This is a genomic window from Mesorhizobium sp. C432A, from assembly GCF_030323145.1.
Classification (GTDB): domain Bacteria; phylum Pseudomonadota; class Alphaproteobacteria; order Rhizobiales; family Rhizobiaceae; genus Mesorhizobium.
Window position 1 is genome coordinate 5,302,451 of the sequence record NZ_CP100470.1, and the last position, 19,801, is coordinate 5,322,251.

Annotated in this window: 18 protein-coding genes; 16 read left to right on the top strand and 2 right to left on the bottom strand. The window is 64.1% G+C overall.

Going from position 1 to position 19,801, the window contains the following annotated elements; all coding sequences use genetic code 11:
* Positions 1 to 228: 228 nt before the first annotated feature.
* The 13 genes from NLY33_RS26110 (at position 229) to NLY33_RS26170 (ending at position 14,246) form a co-directional block, all read left to right on the top strand.
* Positions 229 to 2,316 carry an LTA synthase family protein gene (locus NLY33_RS26110; RefSeq protein ID WP_286439290.1) on the top strand — a complete coding sequence of 696 codons (2,088 nt, stop codon included), beginning with the start codon at positions 229 to 231 and terminating at the stop codon, positions 2,314 to 2,316.
* Between the two features lie 154 nt (positions 2,317 to 2,470).
* The gene (rpsF, locus tag NLY33_RS26115) at positions 2,471 to 2,971 is read left to right on the top strand and encodes a 30S ribosomal protein S6 (RefSeq protein WP_023672722.1); all 501 of its coding nucleotides are present in this window, start codon (positions 2,471 to 2,473) and stop codon (positions 2,969 to 2,971) included.
* On the top strand, positions 2,971 to 3,219 hold the full coding sequence (gene rpsR / locus NLY33_RS26120; protein ID WP_006203718.1) for a 30S ribosomal protein S18: 249 nt from the start codon (positions 2,971 to 2,973) through the stop codon (positions 3,217 to 3,219). Before rpsF ends, rpsR begins: the two co-directional genes overlap by 1 nt.
* 265 nt (positions 3,220 to 3,484) lie before the next feature.
* Positions 3,485 to 4,072 carry a 50S ribosomal protein L9 gene (gene rplI / locus NLY33_RS26125; protein ID WP_023672721.1) on the top strand — a complete coding sequence of 196 codons (588 nt, stop codon included), beginning with the start codon at positions 3,485 to 3,487 and terminating at the stop codon, positions 4,070 to 4,072.
* 186 nt (positions 4,073 to 4,258) lie between these two features.
* The gene (locus NLY33_RS26130; RefSeq protein WP_023672720.1) at positions 4,259 to 5,608 is read left to right on the top strand and encodes a cyclopropane fatty acid synthase; all 1,350 of its coding nucleotides are present in this window, start codon (positions 4,259 to 4,261) and stop codon (positions 5,606 to 5,608) included.
* A 157-nt stretch (positions 5,609 to 5,765) separates the two neighbouring features.
* Positions 5,766 to 6,743: a small ribosomal subunit Rsm22 family protein gene (locus tag NLY33_RS26135; protein WP_023705362.1), complete on the top strand. Its 978-nt coding sequence runs from the start codon at positions 5,766 to 5,768 to the stop codon at positions 6,741 to 6,743.
* A gap of 221 nt (positions 6,744 to 6,964) precedes the next feature.
* On the top strand, positions 6,965 to 8,458 hold the full coding sequence (locus tag NLY33_RS26140; RefSeq protein WP_023705363.1) for a replicative DNA helicase: 1,494 nt from the start codon (positions 6,965 to 6,967) through the stop codon (positions 8,456 to 8,458).
* 230 nt (positions 8,459 to 8,688) lie between these two features.
* On the top strand, positions 8,689 to 10,092 hold the full coding sequence (gene radA / locus NLY33_RS26145; RefSeq protein ID WP_023672716.1) for a DNA repair protein RadA: 1,404 nt from the start codon (positions 8,689 to 8,691) through the stop codon (positions 10,090 to 10,092).
* Positions 10,093 to 10,140: 48 nt separating this feature from the next.
* On the top strand, positions 10,141 to 10,806 hold the full coding sequence (locus NLY33_RS26150; RefSeq protein WP_023672715.1) for a CvpA family protein: 666 nt from the start codon (positions 10,141 to 10,143) through the stop codon (positions 10,804 to 10,806).
* Between the two features lie 108 nt (positions 10,807 to 10,914).
* Positions 10,915 to 12,396, top strand: a complete 1,482-nt coding sequence (gene purF / locus NLY33_RS26155; protein WP_023672714.1) for an amidophosphoribosyltransferase — start codon at positions 10,915 to 10,917, stop codon at positions 12,394 to 12,396.
* A gap of 30 nt (positions 12,397 to 12,426) precedes the next feature.
* Entirely contained in the window at positions 12,427 to 13,182 is a 756-nt protein-coding gene (locus NLY33_RS26160; RefSeq protein WP_023705364.1) for an SDR family NAD(P)-dependent oxidoreductase, read from the top strand.
* A gap of 77 nt (positions 13,183 to 13,259) precedes the next feature.
* A complete protein-coding gene (locus NLY33_RS26165; protein ID WP_023708609.1) occupies positions 13,260 to 13,889 on the top strand; it encodes a hypothetical protein in 630 nt (209 codons plus the stop codon).
* A gap of 135 nt (positions 13,890 to 14,024) precedes the next feature.
* A complete protein-coding gene (locus NLY33_RS26170; protein WP_023689120.1) occupies positions 14,025 to 14,246 on the top strand; it encodes a hypothetical protein in 222 nt (73 codons plus the stop codon).
* A gap of 152 nt (positions 14,247 to 14,398) precedes the next feature.
* Here NLY33_RS26170 and NLY33_RS26175 read toward each other — a convergent pair whose 3' ends face one another.
* Complete coding sequence (locus tag NLY33_RS26175; RefSeq protein ID WP_023702954.1) at positions 14,399 to 14,905, bottom strand: OsmC family protein; 507 nt, start codon at positions 14,903 to 14,905, stop codon at positions 14,399 to 14,401.
* 289 nt (positions 14,906 to 15,194) lie between these two features.
* Here NLY33_RS26175 and NLY33_RS26180 point away from each other — a divergent pair, with 289 nt between their 5' ends.
* The 3 genes from NLY33_RS26180 to NLY33_RS26190 all read left to right on the top strand — a co-directional run bounded on the left by NLY33_RS26180 (position 15,195) and on the right by NLY33_RS26190 (position 18,698).
* The gene (locus NLY33_RS26180; RefSeq protein ID WP_023708610.1) at positions 15,195 to 16,700 is read left to right on the top strand and encodes a S10 family peptidase; all 1,506 of its coding nucleotides are present in this window, start codon (positions 15,195 to 15,197) and stop codon (positions 16,698 to 16,700) included.
* A gap of 149 nt (positions 16,701 to 16,849) precedes the next feature.
* Positions 16,850 to 17,737 carry a DMT family transporter gene (locus NLY33_RS26185; protein ID WP_023705366.1) on the top strand — a complete coding sequence of 296 codons (888 nt, stop codon included), beginning with the start codon at positions 16,850 to 16,852 and terminating at the stop codon, positions 17,735 to 17,737.
* 52 nt (positions 17,738 to 17,789) lie between these two features.
* Positions 17,790 to 18,698 carry a DMT family transporter gene (locus NLY33_RS26190; RefSeq protein ID WP_023705367.1) on the top strand — a complete coding sequence of 303 codons (909 nt, stop codon included), beginning with the start codon at positions 17,790 to 17,792 and terminating at the stop codon, positions 18,696 to 18,698.
* A 133-nt stretch (positions 18,699 to 18,831) separates the two neighbouring features.
* Here the strand turns inward: NLY33_RS26190 and NLY33_RS26195 are convergent, their stop codons facing one another.
* Positions 18,832 to 19,695 (bottom strand): LysR substrate-binding domain-containing protein, encoded by an 864-nt coding sequence (locus tag NLY33_RS26195; protein ID WP_023693978.1) that lies wholly within the window; start codon positions 19,693 to 19,695, stop codon positions 18,832 to 18,834.
* Positions 19,696 to 19,801 lie beyond the last annotated feature (106 nt).

Genomic DNA, 19,801 nt, shown 5'->3' on the forward strand with positions numbered 1-19,801 from the left:
CCGCCAAGTCAAGCCCGAAGGCGGCATTTCGGCTCTCGCTTGAACCGGAGCTGACCTCGAGTCCCTGTTCCCAAAGGCTTTTTGCCGATCACACCTGATGAAAACCGCTCACGAATCGTTTGCTGGCTCTTCTTATTTTCGCCACAGGCGCTAGCTTTTGCATGACAGTTCTATGACAGAACGGTGGCGCGAGTGGAAATGCGCGTTGCTTGGGCCGGGGGAAGAGACGTGGCTAGGATCAGGAAGGGCGCGACCGTACCCGCGCCACAGTTCTTGGAAGACGATCCGTCCACCGGCTACCTGCCGGGGCGCAGATGGCCGGTCATCCGCTACGGTCTGGTCACGCTGCTTGCCTCCGCCATCCTGGTGTTCGCCATCGAATGGATCGTGCGCGGCGACTTCTTCGGCACGGTCGACTTCTTCCTGCAGCCATTCAAGCCGGGCTGGACCACCATCATTGTCTTTGCATTGGTGCTGATGGGACTGGACGCCGTGCTTGGCCGCAGTCACCAGAGCCTGATGATCGTGGCGCCGCTGACGCTGGCGCTGGCCTTTGTCGGGCATCAGAAGTCGCATTATCTCGGCGATCCGCTCTACCCAACCGATTTTCTTTATTCGCGCCAGATCATGGCACTGATGCCGCTCCTGGTGCGCGAACGGCCCTGGACGGCGCTCGCCATGGCGGTCGGCATCGTCGCCGGCCTGTCGCTGCTGATCTATGGCTGGCGGTTGTGGCGCCGCAAGGTTCCGATCCTCAGCCGCAAAGGGCGGCTGGCGCGGCTGACGCTGGCAGTGCCGCTGCTCGCCTTCTTCGTCTCAATCATGGACTACGCCACCTTCTCGTGGACCCGCGACCGGCTGCAGATCATCCCGATCATGTGGGACCAGAAGGAGAACTACGCCTCCAACGGGTTTGCGCTGGCCTTCGCGCTCAACGTGCCGATGGCGCATGTCTCGGCGCCGGCGGGCTATTCCGACAAGGCGATCGACGCGATCGACAGGCCTGCTGTGGCGGCCTCGGTACCGGATGAGAAACCCGACATCATCGTGGTGATGAGCGAATCTTTCTGGGATCCGACCAAGCTGCCCGGCGTCACAATCACGCCTGACCCGATCCCCAATGTGAGGGCGCTGCGTTCCGGCTATATGTTTTCGCCGGAATTCGGCGGCATGACCGCCAACATCGAATTCGAGGCGCTGACCGGCTTTTCCAATGCCTTCCTGCCGGCGGGCTCGATCCCCTACCAGCAATATGTGCGCACGCCGACGCCGTCGCTGGCGACCTTCCTGAAAAGCGAGGGCTACCGGGCGCGCGCCATCCATCCGGGCACCAACTGGTTCTGGAACAGGGGCGCCGTCTATGCCGATTTCGGCTTCAACGATTTCCGCTCGGAAGAGACGCTGCCGCCACTGGAAAAGCGCGGGCCGCTGGCTTCCGATGCCTCGATGACCGACGAGATCATCGCAGAGGCCGACGCCAGCGAGCGGCCGGTGTTCTTCTTCGCCGTCAGCCTGCAGAACCACGGTCCCTACGAGCCGTACCGCTATTACAATCCGACCCACAAGGTCGCGGCGCCGATCAGCACATGGGCGCGGGAATCGCTGCTCAGCTATGCCGAAGGCTCCGCCGATGCCGATCGCGGCCTCGAGCGGCTGATCGAATGGGCGAAGAAGCGCGACCGGCCGACGGTCATCGCCTTCTTCGGCGACCATCTGCCGCCGCTCGGCCCCGTCTATGTCGAAACCGGTTACCTGAAGGACAATGTCGCGCCGCGCAAGGAACCGACGCCGGCGGCGGCACTGGAGCATCATCAGACGCCGCTGGTCATCTGGTCTAACCGCACCGGTCCGGCGCAGGATATGGGCGCCGTGAGCCCGGCCTTCCTGCCCTACCACATCCTGACAACGGCCGGGATCACGCACCCCTACTACACCGGCTTCCTGGGCGCGCTGCGCGAACGCTATCGCGTCGTCGACCGCAATCTGCTTTTGACACCGTCAGGTGAGGCCACGCCGGACTGGGCGCGGCAGAAGGACGTTGATCCGGCGATCAACGATTACCGCTTGCTGCAATACGACATGATGTTCGGCAAGCGTAAGGCGGCTCCGGACTTCTTCCCCGAAACGATCAACGGTGGTACCCCCGCATACGAGTTGATGCCTGGTCTTTATCCAACCCTGCGACGCCAGGACGCTGTCCGGAGCATGCGTTACCCTTGCCTTCCAGCCAAATTGCTATATAGACGCCCGCAATCTGCCGGTCCTTGCTGGGGGCTGAACGGAGGGCCGGAGGTTTTACCCAAAACCTTCGTGTGAAGCCAGAAGCGCTTCCGCCTCCCGTGTCTCCGCTCTCGACCGTCTCGAAATGCTCCTTTCTTCCCCGCCCCTTCGGGATCAGCGGGTCAGAGAAGTTGCAGAGGCTTTTGCCGCGAGGATCCGGGAGAGAAACGAAGAAAGGCACTGAACCACTATGGCTCTATACGAACATGTGTTCCTTGCCCGGCAGGACCTCTCGCAGCAGCAGGTCGATGCGCTTGTCGAACAGTACAAGGGCGTCATCTCCGCAAATGGCGGGTCCGTCGGCCGGGTCGAGAACTGGGGACTGAAGTCCCTCACCTACCGGGTCAACAAGAACCGGAAGGCTTACTACACGCTTATGGACCTCAACTGCCCGCCGGCAGCGCTCAACGAGATGGAGCGCCAGATGGGCCTGTCCGAGGACGTGCTGCGTTTCCTGACCGTCAAGGTCGAGGCGCATGAGGAAGGCCCGTCGGCCATGATGCAGAAGCGCGAAGAGCGCTCGGAACGCGGCGGCTTCGGCGACCGCGACCGTGGTGATCGTGGTCCGCGCTCGTTCGGCGACCGTGATCGCGGCGACCGTGGCGATCGTCCGCCGCGCTCATTTGGCGACGCCGGTGGCGATCGTGGTCCGCGCCGTCCGCGCGAAGGCGTTGAAGGAGGTGCAGAATAATGGTCGACATCAATCAGATCCCGACCCGGCGCCCGTTCCATCGCCGCCGCAAGACCTGCCCGTTCTCCGGCGCCAACGCGCCCAAGATCGACTACAAGGACGTGCGTCTTCTGCAGCGCTACATTTCCGAGCGCGGCAAGATCGTGCCGTCGCGCATCACCGCCGTCAGCCAGAAGAAGCAGCGCGAACTCGCCAAGGCGATCAAGCGCGCCCGCTTCCTCGGCCTGCTGCCCTACGTGGTTCGCTAAGACTTTCGAGCGGGCGGTTCGCCGCCTGCTTCCTTCTCCCACGGCGACGGGCGCCGCAGGGGTAATTTGATGATGCATGTCGTTGTCCCAAAACCGGGACCACTTTTGGCGACATGCATTGAAATCCCGAGTTGAGCTGAAAAGCCTCTAACTGCCGCGACAGGCAGGACAGCGACACCGGCGCCAAGGCGCTCAGAGCTTCCTGACCTGTTCCATTCAATTCGGCGCCGATCCCGCGGTCGGTGCCAGACGAAGGAACAAGACCATGCAAGTGATTCTTCTCGAACGCGTTTCCCGCCTCGGCCAGATGGGTGATACCGTCAAGGTCAAGGACGGCTTTGCCCGCAACTTCCTCTTGCCGCAGGGCAAGGCGCTGCGCGCCAACGAAGCCAACAAGAAGAAGTTCGAAGGGCAGCGCGCGCAGCTCGAAGCCCGCAACCTCGAGCGCAAGTCGGAAGCCAGCCAGGTTGCCGAAAAGCTCGACGGCAAGAGCTTCATCGCCGTACGTTCGGCCGGCGAGACAGGCCAGCTCTACGGTTCGGTGTCGACCCGCGACATCGCCGACCTGCTGACCGCCGAAGGGTTCTCGGTCAACCGCAACCAGATCCAGCTCAACCAGCCGATCAAGACTATCGGCGTCACCAATGTGGCGATTGCGCTGCATCCGGAAGTCGAGGTCACCATCAGCCTCAACATCGCCCGCACGGCCGACGAAGCCGAGCGCCAGGCCAAGGGCGAGACGCTGACCACCGCCGAAGCCATCTATGGCGATGACATCAACGACAACGCACGGCCGGAGAACTTCTTCGACCCGAACACCGAGTTCGAAGGCGGCGAAGAAGACAACGCCTGATCCCGCACGGGGCCTGATCGGGAAGCGAGGGGAGCAGCGCTCCAATCACTTCCTCGTCATCCAGCCTTTCTGGACCAATGCCCGGGCCTCTCGCCCGGGCATTTTTGTGCCAAATGGAACTTTTCGAACCCCTATATATTGTTGCAGAATTGGTCCGCCAGTCTGACCGTGAGGGGACATTTGGTGATGAATATTCTGTTGAAGCGCGTTCTCGACCGCCTGGTGCGTACGGGCAATCTGAAAGTCACCGGGCCGAAGGGCTCGACAGTGGTTTTCGGCGACGGCAGCGGCGAGCCGGTGCATATGCACATCAAGACCGCGCATGCCGAGCGCGCCATTACCTTCGATCCGATGCTGGCCGTGCCGGAAGCCTATATGGACGGCGAACTCGACATCATCGAGGGCGGCGTACTGGGTATGATGCGCATCGCCTTCCAGAACATGGGCAGCGGCGGTATCGACGCCACCTGGTCGAAGGCCATCGAGGGTCTGCGCCACGCCTTTCGCCGCCTGCAGCAGATCAACACCGCATCACGGGCGCGCCGCAACGTGCAGCGCCACTATGATTTGTCGGGTGACCTCTACCGGCTCTTCCTAGACGACGACATGCAGTATTCCTGCGCCTATTTCGAACAGCCGGACATGACGCTCGACGAGGCGCAGATGGCCAAGAAACGCCATATCGCCGCCAAGCTCAGGCTAAAGGCCGGCCAGACCGTGCTCGATATCGGCTCCGGCTGGGGTGGGCTCGGCCTCTATCTCGCCAAGGCTTTCGATGTCGACGTGCAAGGCGTGACGCTGTCGACCGAGCAGCACGGCGTCGCCACCGACCGGGCGCATGCGCAAGGCTTGCAGGACCGCGTGCATTTCGACCTCAAGGACTACCGCGAACTCAACGAACGCTTCGACCGCATCGTCTCGGTCGGCATGTTCGAGCATGTCGGCGTCAACCACTTCCGCACTTTCTTCGACAAGTCGGCGACGCTGTTGAAGCCGGACGGCGTCATGCTCTTGCACACGATCGGCCGCTCCGGCGTGCCGTGGGCGACCAGCGCCTTCATCCGCAAGTACATTTTTCCGGGCGGCTACATTCCTTCGCTGTCGGAGGTGATGCCGGCGATCGAGAAGTCGGGCCTTGTAGTCACCGACATCGAGATTCTGCGGCTGCACTATGCCGATACGCTGAAGCATTGGGGCCAGCGCTTTGCCGCCAACCGGGACAAGGCCAAGGCCATCTATGACGAGCGCTTCTGCAGGATGTGGGAGTTCTATCTGGCGGCTTCGGAAGCCGCCTTCCGCTGGCAGGATCTGGTGATCTTCCAGATCCAGATCGCCAAGAAGAACGACACGCTGCCGATGACGCGCGACTACATGGCCAAATGTGAAAAGGCGCTCGAAATGCGCGAAATGGGGCATCGTCAGGAGGCGGCGGCCGCCGAGCCTGCTGTCGCCAGGTCTGTGCCTGCCAGGTCCGTTGCTGTCAGGTCCGTTGCGGCCAAGCCAGCGCGCCGTCGCAAGGTGGCGGATCGCGAATAACGCCTCGATTGCGATTGCCGCTTGCCATTGACGGCTCTGACACTGAAAAAGGTCTCGTTCTCGCGAGACCTTTTTTAATGACCTGCCTGCCCACCATCGCCACCACCCTTGTCGAGTTCGCCCGCGCCTCGGTGCTCGCGCCACGCGGAGCCTGAGCGTGGAACTCCCCGCCTCGCTGCGACAAGGCGTCGAGCGCCTGCTCGAAACGATACCGCTGGCGGTGCTGCGCCAGGCGGCGAAGACGCTGTCTGACCGCTACCGCGCCGAATTGCGCGACGGCCGCCTGCACATGGCCGAAGAGATGGCGGTAAAAGCCTATCTGGCGACGCGGCTGCCGGCGACCTACGCGGCGGTACGGGCCGGTCTCGACGAACTCGCCTATGCGCGGCCCGATTTCCAGCCAACGAGCTTGCTCGATGTCGGCGCCGGTCCTGGCACGGTGCTTTGGGCCACTACAGACCTGTGGCCCGACCTCGAAGAGGCGGTTCTGGTTGAAGCAAGCGCCGCGGTGCGCAAGGTTGGCCAGTCGCTCGCCCTTGATACCATCGCCACCAGGATGGACTGGCGCGCCGGCGACGTGACCATCGACCTTGCCGATCTCAAGCCTGCCGATCTGGTCACCTGCGCCTATGTGCTGGACGAGATCGCGCCGGCATCGCTGCCGAAGCTTGTCGGCCGGCTCTGGCAGTTGACCGGCGACACACTGCTGATCGTCGAGCCCGGCACACCGGCCGGCTGGCAGCGCATCCTGGCAGTGCGCAGGCAATTGCTGGAGGCCGGGGCGCACGTGCTGGCGCCTTGTCCGCATGAGGCGCCCTGCCCGCTTGAGCCGCCCGACTGGTGCCATTTTTCGCGCCGCGTCGCCCGCTCGCGCCGGCACCGCCTGGCCAAGGACGCCGACGTGCCGTGGGAGGACGAGAAATTCATCTACGTCGCGGCGTCGCGGCAAGCCGCGCCTGTACGTCAGCCGCGCGTGATTGCGCCGCCGAAATCGGGCTCCGGCAAGGTGCTGCTCAAACTGTGCCAGCCGGATGGCGGCGCCGGCGAGACACTTTTCACCAAGCGCGAGGGCGAGCTGTTCAAGGCAGCGCGGCGGCTGGACTGGGGCGATACATTGGACGGAAGAAGCGGGTAATCACCGAGATTGTTCTTGCTCTGTTCCAACGACTCGGATAGAAGTCAGCGCCTTTCTGAGTCAACCGGAATCGGGGCGCGGAAACACTCTTCTGTGGACGGTTTGCCGCCCCTGTGAACAACGGGGCATCGAGGTTGATTGGTCGTGCGGTGATGCAGAAAGGTCAGCACCGATTTATCTCGTTCTGATATCGAGAAGCCGGGATCAAAATCGGGGACATCATGGCAGAGGCAGCGCGAAAATTCGGCGTGGCGGAGCAGCAACCGCTTTATCGTGAAGCGCCGAACAACATCGAGGCCGAGCAGGCGCTGCTCGGCGCCATCCTCGTCAACAACGATGCCTTCTACCGCGTCTCCGACTTCCTCAAGGCCGGCCATTTCTACGAGCCGCTGCACCGGAAAATCTTCGAGGTCGCGGCCGAGCTAATCCGCATGGGCAAGGTGGCGACGCCGATCACGCTGAAAACCTTCCTGCCGGCCGACGAGAAGGTCGGCGACATGACGGTGGCGCAATATGTGGTTCGTCTGGCGGTCGAAGCCGTCACCGTCGTCAATGCCACCGATTATGGCCGCGCCATCTACGATCTGGCCACGCGCCGGGCACTGATTACCGTCGGCGAGGACATGGTCAACATCGCCTATGACGCGCCGGTCGACATGGCGCCGTCCGAACAGATCGAGGATGCCGAGCGGCGGCTGTTCGAACTGGCCGAAACCGGCCGCTATGATGGCGGCTTCGAGAGCTTCACCGACGCGGTCAAGACCGCCGTCGACATGGCCAACGCCGCCTATATGCGCGACGGCCATTTGTCGGGCCTCGCCACCGGCATGCGCGATCTCGACCGCCGCATGGGTGGCCTGCAGGCGTCGGATCTGATCATCATTGCCGGCCGTCCGGGCATGGGCAAGACGTCGCTCGCCACCAACATCGCCTTCAACATTGCCGAGATGTATGAGCCGGCGCAGCAGGCCGACGGCTCGTTCAAGGCAGCCAATGGCGGCGTCGTCGGCTTCTTCTCGCTGGAAATGTCGTCCGAGCAGCTCGCCACCCGCATCATTTCCGAACAGACGGAAATTTCGTCGTCAAAAATCCGCCGCGGCGAGATTTCGGAGATGGATTTCGAAAAGCTGGTCGCCTGCTCGCAGACCATGCAGAAGATCCCGCTGTTCATCGACCAGACCGGCGGTATCTCGATCGCGCAGCTGTCGGCGCGGGCGCGGCGGCTGAAGCGTCAGCGCGGCCTCGACCTCATCGTCATCGACTATATCCAGCTGATGCAGGGGTCGAGCGCGAAATCGTCACAGAACCGGGTGCAGGAAATCACCGAGATCACCACCGGCCTCAAGGCGCTGGCCAAGGAACTCTCCGTTCCGATCATCGCGCTGTCGCAGCTGTCGCGTCAGGTCGAAAGCCGCGAAGACAAACGCCCGCAGCTGTCCGATCTTCGCGAATCCGGCTCGATCGAGCAGGACGCCGACGTGGTGATGTTCGTCTACCGCGAGGAATATTATCTGAAGAACCGCGAACCGAAGCCCGGCACCGACGATTACATCAAGTGGGAACACGAGATGAACGAGATGCGCGGCAAGGCCGAAGTCATCGTCGCCAAGCAGCGCCACGGCCCGACAGGTTCGGTGAGCCTCGCCTTCCATGGCGAGTTCACACGGTTTTCCGACCTCGCCGAAGAGCATCATATTGCGGAGAGGTTCGAGTAGCTTTTTGGCCTACCGCAGCGCTCCGTCACACCCCCCTCTGGCCTGCCGGCCATCTCCCCCGCAAGGGGGGAGATCAGCAGCTTTGCGAATGGCGCTCATCTTGCGACGTTGGGGATTGGCGAAAGCAGCGACGATAGCCAATCTCCCCCCTTGCGGGGGAGATGTCCGGCAGGACAGAGGGGGGTGTGCAAGATCACCCTCCTTCGGTCATTTGCAGGCAGCATCACTCCATGGCTAAATCGCGCGTCCAGTTCATCTGCCAGAATTGCGGGTCGGTGCATCAGCGCTGGGCCGGCAAATGCGATGCCTGCGGCGAGTGGAACACACTCGTCGAGGAAGGCACGTCCGGCGGCATCGGCTCGGGACCGGCCAACACGCGCAATGCGCGCAAGGGCCGCGCCGTGGTGCTGACCAGCCTGTCCGGTGACATCGAGGATGCGCCGCGGATCATCTCCGGCATTGGCGAACTCGACCGCGCCACCGGCGGCGGTTTCGTGCGCGGCTCGGCGCTGCTGGTCGGCGGCGATCCCGGCATCGGCAAGTCGACGCTGCTTACCCAGGCCGCAGCAGCATTGGCGTCAAAAGGCCACCGCATCGTCTATGTCTCGGGCGAAGAGGCTGTCGCGCAGATCCGGCTGCGGGCGCAGCGGCTTGGCGTCGCCGACACGCCGGTCGAACTTGCCGCGGAGACCAATGTCGAGGATATCCTGGCAACAATAGCCGACGGCAGAAGGCCGGACCTCGTCATCCTCGATTCCATCCAGACGCTGTGGACCGACATGGCCGACTCGGCGCCCGGCACCGTCACCCAGGTGCGCGCCTCGGCGCAAGCGATGATCCGCTACGCCAAATCCACCGGTGCTGCCATCGTGCTGGTCGGCCATGTCACCAAGGAAGGCCAGATCGCCGGTCCGCGCGTCGTCGAGCACATGGTCGACGCCGTTCTCTATTTCGAAGGCGAAGGCGGCCATCACTACCGCATCCTGCGCACGGTGAAGAACCGTTTTGGGCCGACCGACGAGATCGGCGTCTTCGAGATGTCGGACAAGGGCTTGCGCGAGGTCGCCAATCCGTCGGAGCTGTTCCTCGGCGAACGCCACGCAAAATCGCCGGGTGCCGCGGTATTTGCCGGCATGGAAGGGACACGTCCGGTGCTGGTCGAGATCCAGGCACTGGTGGCGCCGTCCACATTGGGCACGCCGCGCCGTGCCGTCGTCGGCTGGGACGGCGCACGGCTGTCGATGATCCTTGCCGTACTCGAAGCCCATTGCGGCGTGCGCTTCGGCACCCACGATGTCTACCTCAACGTCGCCGGCGGCTACCGGATTTCCGAGCCGGCGGCCGATCTGGCGGTTGCCGCTGCACTGGTTTCGTCGCTCACCGGTCTTGCCCTTCCCGCCGATTGCGTCTATTTCGGCGAAATCAGCCTGTCGGGCGCAGTGAGGCCGGTTGCGCATGCGCAGCAGCGCCTTAAAGAGGCCGAAAAGCTGGGTTTTGGAAGTGCGGTTCTGCCCTTGGGCAGCGAGGAGGTTGTCGGGGGGATCGGGGCCGGCGCTTTCCAGCCGACCGAACTTGCCGATCTCGTCGCACGCATAGCCGGCTCACGGCGCAGCCGTGTCGACGTGGAAGATTGACGCGGCTCGCCCGAGCCGTGAAAAGACAATCTGAGTGGGGCGAAAGACATGCCGATTACGCTGCTGGACGGAATTCTCGTCGGCTTCACCCTGGTCTCGGCGATGCTCGCCATGGTTCGCGGCCTGTCACGCGAAATCCTGTCCGTCGTGTCCTGGGCGGCTGCCGCCGCGGCGGCATTCTTCTTCTACAAGCCGGTGCTGCCTTACGTTCAGCCCTATGTCGAAAGCGACAAGATCGCCATGGCGGCATCCGCCGGCATCGTCTTCCTCATCGCGCTGATCGTCGTTTCCGTCATCACCATGAAGCTTGCCGACTGGATCATCGATTCCAGGATCGGCGCGCTCGACCGTACGCTGGGCTTCCTCTATGGCGCCGCGCGCGGCGTCCTCGTAGTCGCCGTGGCGCTACTGTTCTTCAACTGGCTGGCCGGCGCCAAGGCCCCTGCCTGGATCGCCAACGCCAAGTCGAAGCCGCTGCTCGAGACCATCGGCGCCAAGCTGGAAAGCCTGCTGCCCGAAGATCCGGAAAACGCCATCCTGAAGAAGCTCAATCCGAATCAGCCGGCAGCCGAGACGCCTCCGGCGGCCGATGCACCGGCGGCGGATGCTCCGGCAACCGGTGACGATACGCCGGCGCCCGACGACGAGACCGACGCTCCGGCCGATAACGCACCCGCGCCCGCTGCTCCGGCTCCGGCCGCGCCGGCAAACTGATACGGACGGATGGTGCCGGACAGGCGCCATCCCGGCAGTTCCGGCCTGACTACGTTGCTTTCGCGGCGCTATCGCACTATATGGCCATTTTAGCGGAGCTTGAGCCCCATGGCAGTTTCGAAGGCAGACGCGGACGACGTGCTTTCCGCCGAAGCAGACGATCATTTCCACGACGAATGCGGGGTGTTCGGCATTTTCGGCCGGCAGGACGCTGCGGCCATCGTAACGCTAGGCCTGCATGCGCTGCAGCATCGCGGCCAGGAAGCGGCCGGCATCGTCTCCTATGACGGCACGCAGTTCCATGTCGAACGCCATGTCGGCCTGATCGGCGACACCTTCACCAAGCAGCACGTCATCGACAGCCTGCAAGGCAACCGTGCCATCGGCCACACGCGCTATGCCACGACCGGCGGCGCCGGCATGCGCAACATCCAGCCCTTCTTCGCCGAACTCGCCGATGGCGGCTTTGCCGTCGCCCATAACGGCAATCTCACCAACGCCATGACCGTGCAGCGCGCGCTGCAGAAGCAGGGCGCGATCTTCTCGTCGACCTCCGACACCGAGACGCTGCTGCATCTCGTTGCCACCAGTAAGGAACGCGATTTGAATTCGCGCTTCATCGACGCCGTGCGTCAGGTCGAAGGCGCTTTCTCGCTGGTCGCGATGACCTCCAAGAAGATGATCGGCTGCCGCGATCCGCTCGGCATCCGCCCGCTGGTGCTCGGCGACCTGGACGGCGCCTGGATCCTGGCCTCCGAAACCTGCGCGCTCGACATTATCGGCGCCCGCTTCGTGCGCGACCTGAAGCCCGGCGAAATGGTCGTGGTGACCTCGAAGGGCATCGAGAGCCTGTTCCCCTTCGAGCCGCAGAAGACCCGCTTCTGCATCTTCGAATATGTCTATTTCGCCCGCCCGGACTCCTCGGTCGAAGGCCGCAATGTCTACGAAGTGCGCAAGCGTATCGGCGCCGAATTGGCGCAGGAAAGCCCGGTCGAGGCCGATATCGTCGTGCCGGTGCCGGATTCCGGCACGCCGGCGGCAATCGGCTTCTCCCAGGCGGCAGGCATCCCCTTCGAACTCGGTATCATCCGCAACCACTATGTCGGCCGAACCTTCATCCAGCCCGGCGATTCGATCCGCCATATGGGCGTCAAGCTCAAGCACAACGCCAACCGCCGGATGATCGAGGGCAAGCGCGTGGTGTTGGTCGACGATTCGATCGTGCGCGGCACCACCAGCCAGAAAATCGTGCAGATGGTGCGCGACGCCGGCGCCAAGGAAGTGCATATGCGCATCGCCTCGCCGCCGACCAGCGCGTCGTGCTTCTACGGCGTCGACACGCCGGAGAAGTCGAAGCTTTTGGCATCGCGCATGTCGATCGAGGAAATGGCCGAGTTCATCCGTGTCGATTCGCTCGGCTTCCTCACCATTGACGGGCTCTACCGCGCCGTCGGCGAAGCCAGCCGCGACAATGAGCAGCCGCAATTCTGCGACGCCTGTTTCACCGGCCAGTACCCGACCCGCCTGCTCGACTTCGAAGGCCACGACAATGTGCGCACGCTGTCGCTGCTGGCGAACAACGGGGCGTAAAGCCCAACTGCTATCCTTGAAAGCGCTCGCATGACCCTCGACCTCTCCGGCCGCGTCGCGGTCGTTACCGGCGCCTCGCGCGGCATCGGCTACTTCATCGCCAAGGAACTTGCCGCCGCCGGCGCGCATGTCATTGCGGTAGCCCGGACCGTCGGCGGGCTGGAAGAACTCGACGACCAGATCAAGGCCGAGCGCGCGAAAACCGGCAAGGGCGAAGCGACGCTGGTGCCTCTCGACCTCTCAGACATGGCCGGCATCGACCGGCTGGGCGGCGCCATTCACGAGCGCTGGGGCAAGCTCGACATTCTGGTGGCCAATGCCGGTGTGCTCGGCGTCATCTCGCCGATCGGCCATGTCGAGGCCAAAACCTTCGAGAAGGTTATGACCATCAATGTCACCTCGACCTGGCGGCTGATCCGCTCGGTCGACCCGCTGCTCAGGCTGTCCGACGCCGGCCGCGCCATTCTCATGTCGTCCGGGGCCGCGCATTCGGCGCGCGCCTTCTGGGCGCCCTATGCGGCGTCGAAGGCGGCTGTGGAAGCCATGACGCGTTCCTGGGCGCATGAGACGCAGAGCCTGGCGCTCCGCATCAATGCGGTCGACCCCGGCGCCACCCGCACCGCCATGCGTGCGCAGGCCGCGCCCGGCGAGGATCCGGAAACGCTGCCGCACCCCTCAGAGGTGGCAAAACGCATCGTGCCGCTGGCGAGCCCCGAGATGAAAGAGACGGGGCTGATCTTCCAGGTCAAGAACAACCGCTTCGTCGCCTACCGGCAGCCGGAATAAACCGGGTTGTAGCGGGATTAAACAGGCCTCCAGTTACGTTTCTTCGAATGTAGGACATTCGAAACCGGAGGACCGACATGCGTAGACTTCTTCTCGTTGCCGCCGCCGCGATTGCCGCCACAGCCGGCGTGGCGCTGGCGCAAGACGCAAAGATGAGTTTCTTCGTCACCAGCGTCGGTTCCGGCAAAGGCGCCGATCTCGGCGGTCTCAAGGGTGCCGACGCGCATTGCGCCTCGCTGGCGGAAGCGGCTGGGGTTACCGGCAAGGAATGGCACGCCTATCTCTCGAGCGCCAATGTCGATGCGCGCGACCGTATCGGCAAGGGTCCCTGGGTCAACGCCAAGGGCGAGAAGATTGCCGATGACGTCGCCTCGCTGCACAGCGACGCCAACGCCATCAACAAGCAGACGGCGCTGACCGAGAAGGGCCAAGTGGTCAATGGCCGCGGCGACAAGCCGAACCGGCACGACATATTGACCGGCTCGAAGCCTGACGGCACCAAGATCGCCGACCAGACCTGCGGCGACTGGACCTTGAGCGGGGCGGAGGGCGCGGCGATGATGGGCCATCACGACCGCACCGGCCTTGATGAGTCGGCGGCGGCGAAATCCTGGAACTCCTCGCATGCCTCGCGCGGCGGCTGCAGCCAGGAGGCGCTGAAAGGCACCGGCGGCGACGGCCTGTTCTACTGCTTTGCCGCGAACTGAGAGACGTCTGGGAGCGGTTCGTTCACGGGTCTGTGATGGTCCTGCAGGTCCCTCCCCCATCGCCCTGCTTTCGCCATCAGCCGGGAGTTGCTAGGGTCGACCCGACTCCGACACCCAGCAAAGCGAGGAATTCCCATGGCTGCTCCCAGCGTAGCATTGGTCTGGTACCTGGTGATCGCCGGCCCGCAAGGCGGCATGGTGGTGCTGCCCAGCACCTTCGACACCCGCGAACAGTGCACAAACGCGATTACCGAATATCAGAAGCAGCCGACGCCGGCCGGCTGGGCGGTCAACTGCGTGCCGAGCGCCTCCCCGTTTACCGATGAGGGCGACGCGGAAGAGCCTGCGGCGCAGTAGCGCAATCTCCCCCCTCGAGGGGGAGATGGCCGGCAGGCCAGAGGGGGTCGCCTCGCGTAGAGTGCCAACCTCCTTCCGCACAAAGGGCGTCGCGTCCAGTCGGCCGACCCCCTCTGTCGCCTTCGGCGACATCTCCCCCTCAAGGGGGGAGATCAGGCGCGCGCCTTCACCGTCAGCTCCGGCTTGCTGTTGATGGTCTGGAAGACCACGCAATAGCGTTCCGTCAGCTTGATCAGCGCGTCGATGCGATCCTGCGGCTCATCCGTGTCGAGGTTGAAATTCAACCGGATGGCGCGAAAGCCCACGGGGGCGTCCTTGGCCACGCCCAGCGTGCCGCGAAAGTCGAGATCGCCTTCGGCCTCGACGGTGGCTGCGCCGAGTTTGAACTCTAGTGCGGTGGCCACCGCCTTCAGCGTCACCCCGGCGCACGCCACCAGCGCCTCAAGCAGCATGTCGCCCGAACACAATTCGAGCCCGGAACCGCCGGTCGCCGGATGCAGGCCGGCGACCGCCAGCGCCCTGCCCGTCTCGACCTTGCAGGCAATCGACTGGTCGTCGATGGAGCCTTTGGCGCGAAGCGTGATCAGCGCTCGCGAGGAATCGTCGCGATAAGCCTCCTTGATCGGCGCCTGCATGGCCTTGAGTGCGGTGGCGTCCATGTTGCATTCCTTTTCGAGTCCGTCGCGCTTTGATAGCACTGATATGCCAGCGAGACAGCGCCCCCCTCTGGCCCGGCCACCTCCCCACAGGGGGGAGATCTGCAGCTTCGCCGATGGCGCTTTCTACGCCGGCGATTAGCGAAGGCGGTCGCGACATCCAATCTCCACCCCTGTGGGGGGAGATGTCCGGCAGGACAGAGGGGGCTGAAGGAATGCTACCTCACGAAGAGTTACTTTGACTTCGACCGCCCCGGCCATACCTAAGCAGAGTCATTCCCGCGGAGACATCATGCCGTTCAAGCTGAAACTGATCTCGCTTACCCTGTTGGTGCTTGCAGCCTTCGCGCAGCCAGTCCTCGCCGAAACGCCCGAGCGCTCCGCACCGGCAGGCGGCGTGCTGTCGCTGCTGCCGGCACCGCAGACGACCAGCCATTCAATCACCATTGCCGGGCGCAAGCTGGACTATCAGGCTAAGGCCGGCACGCTGTCACTGCTATCCGGCAAGGGCGAGGTCACCGCGGAAATCTTCTATGTCGCCTATACGCTGCCGCCACTGGCGGGCGCGGAGAAGGCTCGCCCCATCACCTTCGTCTTCAATGGCGGCCCGGGCGCGGCATCCGCCTATCTGCATCTCGGCGCACTCGGCCCGCGTGTCGTCGCGACCGGCGCCGATGGCCAATTCCTGCCGCCGCCGCAAAAGCTGATCGACAATCCCGACAGCTGGCTCGACATGACCGACCTCGTCTTCGTCGATCCGGTCGGCACCGGCTACAGCCGCGAGGCCCCCGGCCAGGACACAAAAGATTTTTGGGGCGTCAGCCAGGACGCCAGTTCGATCGGCGCTTTCATCCGGCTCTATCTCGCCCAGAACGGCCGCACCGGATCGCCGCTCTTCCTTGCCGGCGAAAGCTATGGCGGGTTCCGCGCGGCACTTCTCGCCAGGACCCTGCAGGAAGATGTCGGCCTGAGCCCCAACGGCATCGTGCTGATCTCGCCTGCACTGGAGTTCACGCTGGTGCTGCCCGACGAATTCCAGCCGCTGCATTGGGCGCTGGAACTGCCCTCGATGGCGGCGGTGCGCCTGCGCAGCGAAGGCCTCAGCGGCGAAGCACTGCGCGAAAAGGTCGCCGAGGTCGAAAAGTATGCGCTGGGCGACTACCTCACGGCTCTGACCGGCGGGCTGGAACAGGGCGGGCGGCTGGCCAGCCAGCGCGTGGCCGAGATCACCGGCCTGCCGCTCGACCTCGTGCAGCGCAATTCCGCCCGCATCCCGACCGGCCTGTTCGCGCGCGAATTCCAGCGCGCCAGTGGCAAAGTGCTCAGCCCGTATGACGGCACCATCGCCACCAGCGACATCGCCCCGGAGAGCGCCCGCAGCGCCGGCCCAGATCCGGTGCTCGACCGCAGCGTGCCGGCGCTGACCTCGGCCTTTGTCGGTTATGCGCGCGACGAGCTGAATTTTCGCACCGATGTCAGCTACAGGTTGCTCAATGGCGATGTGACCCACGCCTGGGACTATGGCGGCTCGCGGCAAGGCTATGCCGGGGTGATGGACGATCTGCAGCGGGCGCGCTCGCTCAACCCGGGGCTCGGCGTGGTGATCGTCAACGGCGACACCGATCTGGTCACTCCCTATCTGGCCTCACGCTATCTGGTGAGCCAAATCCCGACGCTCGGCGGGGCAAAACCTATCCGTCTCGACGTCATCGAGGGCGGCCACATGATGTATCTCAGGCCGGGCGGCCGGCGCGCCCTGAAGGAGGCCGCTTCGGAGCTCTACCAGGCAACACAGTGAACGGCGTGCCCACGCTGTCGGCCAGGCTGCGCCAACGCAAGCTTGCCACTGGCGTAGCGCCCCGCAGGCTTTCGCCCGTATAGCCTGCAATGGGAGCCTGATTGGCGCAGGCTTCTTCTTCGTCCTCTTGACAGCGCCGGACACGCCGCATGGCCGATATTGCCATTCTGGAAACCCGCGAAAGGGTGCTTGCCGGCATCCTGTTCACCGGCTGCGCCTATTTCCTGTTTTCGACGCAGGACGCCGCGATCAAGCTTCTGGTCGTCGGCATCAGCGTCTGGCAGATCATGTTCTTCCGCTCGATCGCTGTGCTTATCGGCTGTGCTGCAATCGGCGGACCGCCCATCTTTGCCGACACAATGCGCTCGCCCATCGTGCGGCCGATGCTGGTGCGCAGCGCCTTCACGCTCGGCGCCTGGCTCTGCTACTACAACGCGGCCCGCTCCCTGCAGCTGGCCGAACTCACCACCATCTATTACGCCGCCCCGATCATCGTCACCGTGCTGTCGGTGGTGATGCTTGGCGAAAAGGTGCCGCTGTTGCGCTGGCTGGCGGTGTTCATCGGCTTCGTCGGCGTCTTCATCGCCTGTGATCCCACTCGTCTCGGCTTGTCCGTGCCGATGCTCTTGGTACTGGCTGCGGCAGTGCTGTGGGGCATTGCCGTGGTGCTGTTGCGCAAGACGGCGCTGGCCGAGCGCACGCTGATCCAGCTTGTGCTCAACAATTTCTACTTCCTGGTGTTTTCCGCGGTGCCGGCGCTGTTGGTCTGGCAGATGCCGGACTGGCGCCAGTTGCTGCTTTTGATCAGCGTCGGCGCGCTCGGCGGCGTGGCGCAATTTATGCTGTTCGAAGGCATGAAGTGGGCGCCGGTGTCGATCGTGGCGCCGTTCGAATACACCTCATTGGTCTGGGCCTTCGGGCTCGGCTTTGCGGTCTGGGGCGACGTGCCGCGTCGCGAGGTGTTTCTGGGGGCGGCGTTGATCGTCGGCGCCGGCCTGCTGATCATCGGCAACGAGCATTTCCGCAAGCGGCTATGAGTACTCCCGTGCTGACAGCATGGTGGCAGGAGAAGACGGATAGGCTGCTGAGATGACGGAAGCGCTCGACGGCCCAGGCACCACAGATACCGCTGCCGAGCGTACGCTCGGCATCATGCTGGTGGCGGCTTCGGCGGCTTTCTTCGCCCTCACCGGCGTGCTGACCAAATCGATCCACGCCGACCCGCTGACCATCACTTGCTGGCGCGGCTTTGTCGGCGCGATCCTGATCACCTTCTATGTGCTGTGGCGCCGGCGCCGCTCCGGCGGGCGGGAAAGCTTGCGGCTTGGCTGGCGCGGCTGGCTGCTGGCCCTCGAGGGCGCCGCGGCCAGCATCGCCTTCATCTCGGCGTTCAAATTCACCTATGTCGCCAATGTCGCGGTCATCTACGCCACCGCGCCTTTCATCACCGCGCTGCTCGCCTTCGTGCTGGTGCGCGAGCCGTTCCGGGCGCAGACGCTTGCCGCCGCCGCCGTTTCGCTGTGCGGCGTAGTGATCATGGTCGGCTCCGGCTTCGGCAGCGGTCATCTGTTTGGCGATGGGCTCGCGCTGCTGATGACCGCCGGCAGTGCGCTCTACATGATCATGGTGCGCGCCTTCCGCGACACGCCGGTGGTGTGGGCGGGCGCAGTCTCGGCGCTTCTGCTGTTCGTGCTCGGCTGGTTCGTCACCGACCCCCTGGCGATTTCTGCTCGCGACGCCGTGCTGCTCGTCGCCTTCGGAGGATCGTTCGCAGCGGCGTCGATCCTGTGGACAGAAGGCTCGCGGCTGATCCCGGCGCCTGAGTCCGGCCTTCTCGGTGCCGCCGAAGTGCCGTTTGCGATCCTGTTCGCCTTCCTGTTCCTCGGCGAGATCGCGCCGGCCGCCAGCCTGATCGGCGGCGCCATAGTACTCTGCGCGGTTTTCGCCCATGCGGGGCGCGACTGGCTGGCTGCGAGAAAAAGTGCGGCAACCCAATAATTATTTTCCAAGTCATGGAACCATCATGCGGATCAGGCAGTTTTATGTGCGACGGGTCACCCCCCAAGTCCCCCCAAACCCCTCGACCCGTCCTCCTCAAAGCCGACCGTAAGGTCGGCTTTTTCTTTGGACATCAGCCGGCAAAGCCGGGCAAGGCGAGGTTGTCGCTGAGCAGGATGGCAAGATCGCGCGCCGGCCGCTCAGCGCCCTGGCCGAGTTTTATCGCGAATTGCGCTGTCGGCACCGGCGGCAGGGCGAATTCGCGCGGTGCTTCGGCAATGCCTGAATGGGCAAAGCGGGCGGTGCGCAAGGTCAGCGCGATGCCGGCATTGACCGCCGTACGCAAGCCGGCAAGGCTGGCGCTGCCGGCGGCGATGCGGTAGCGGCGGCCGGCAGCATCGAGGGCCGCGAGTGCTGCTTCGCGAAAGCCGCAATAGGGGTCGAGCAGCGCCAGCGGCAATTCCTCTTCCCGCACGGCAAGCCCTTTTTGCGAGCACAGCCACAGCATCGGCTCACTGAACAGCCCGACTTCGTCATTGGCCGGCGTCTTGCGCATGACAACGGCCAGATCGAGCTGCCCGGCCTGCAGCGCCTCGCCAAGCTCGGCCGAACGGCCGACGCGGAGTTCGACCCTGACGCGCGGATGGCTGGTCGCGAAGGCGCGCAGCAGCTCCGGCAGGCCGCTATCGGCGAAATCCTGTGTCGTGCCGATGGCGACGCGACCAGCGGCACGCGCGCCCTTGAGCGCCAGCCAGGCCTCGCTGTGCACGGCAAGAATGCGGCGGGCATGACCGACAAGATCCTCGCCGGCCGGCGTCAGCCCGCGCCCGCGCCCCTGCGCCACCAGCAGCGGTTCGCCGACGATCTCCTCCAGACGCTGCATTTGCGCGGTCACCGCCGAGGGCGAGCGGCCGACAGCAGACGCAGCCTGAGCCAGCGAGCCGCCATCGACAAAGGCAAGGAAGGTTTTGAGCAGATCGGGATCGAGAGCTTGCATGCTTCGATAATACAGAACCTTTTGTTCGAAACAATTCGATTTTTTTGATTCAAAGATGATGGCATTGTCTCTCCAACGGCAAACAGACGCCGCTCAAACGAAGGAG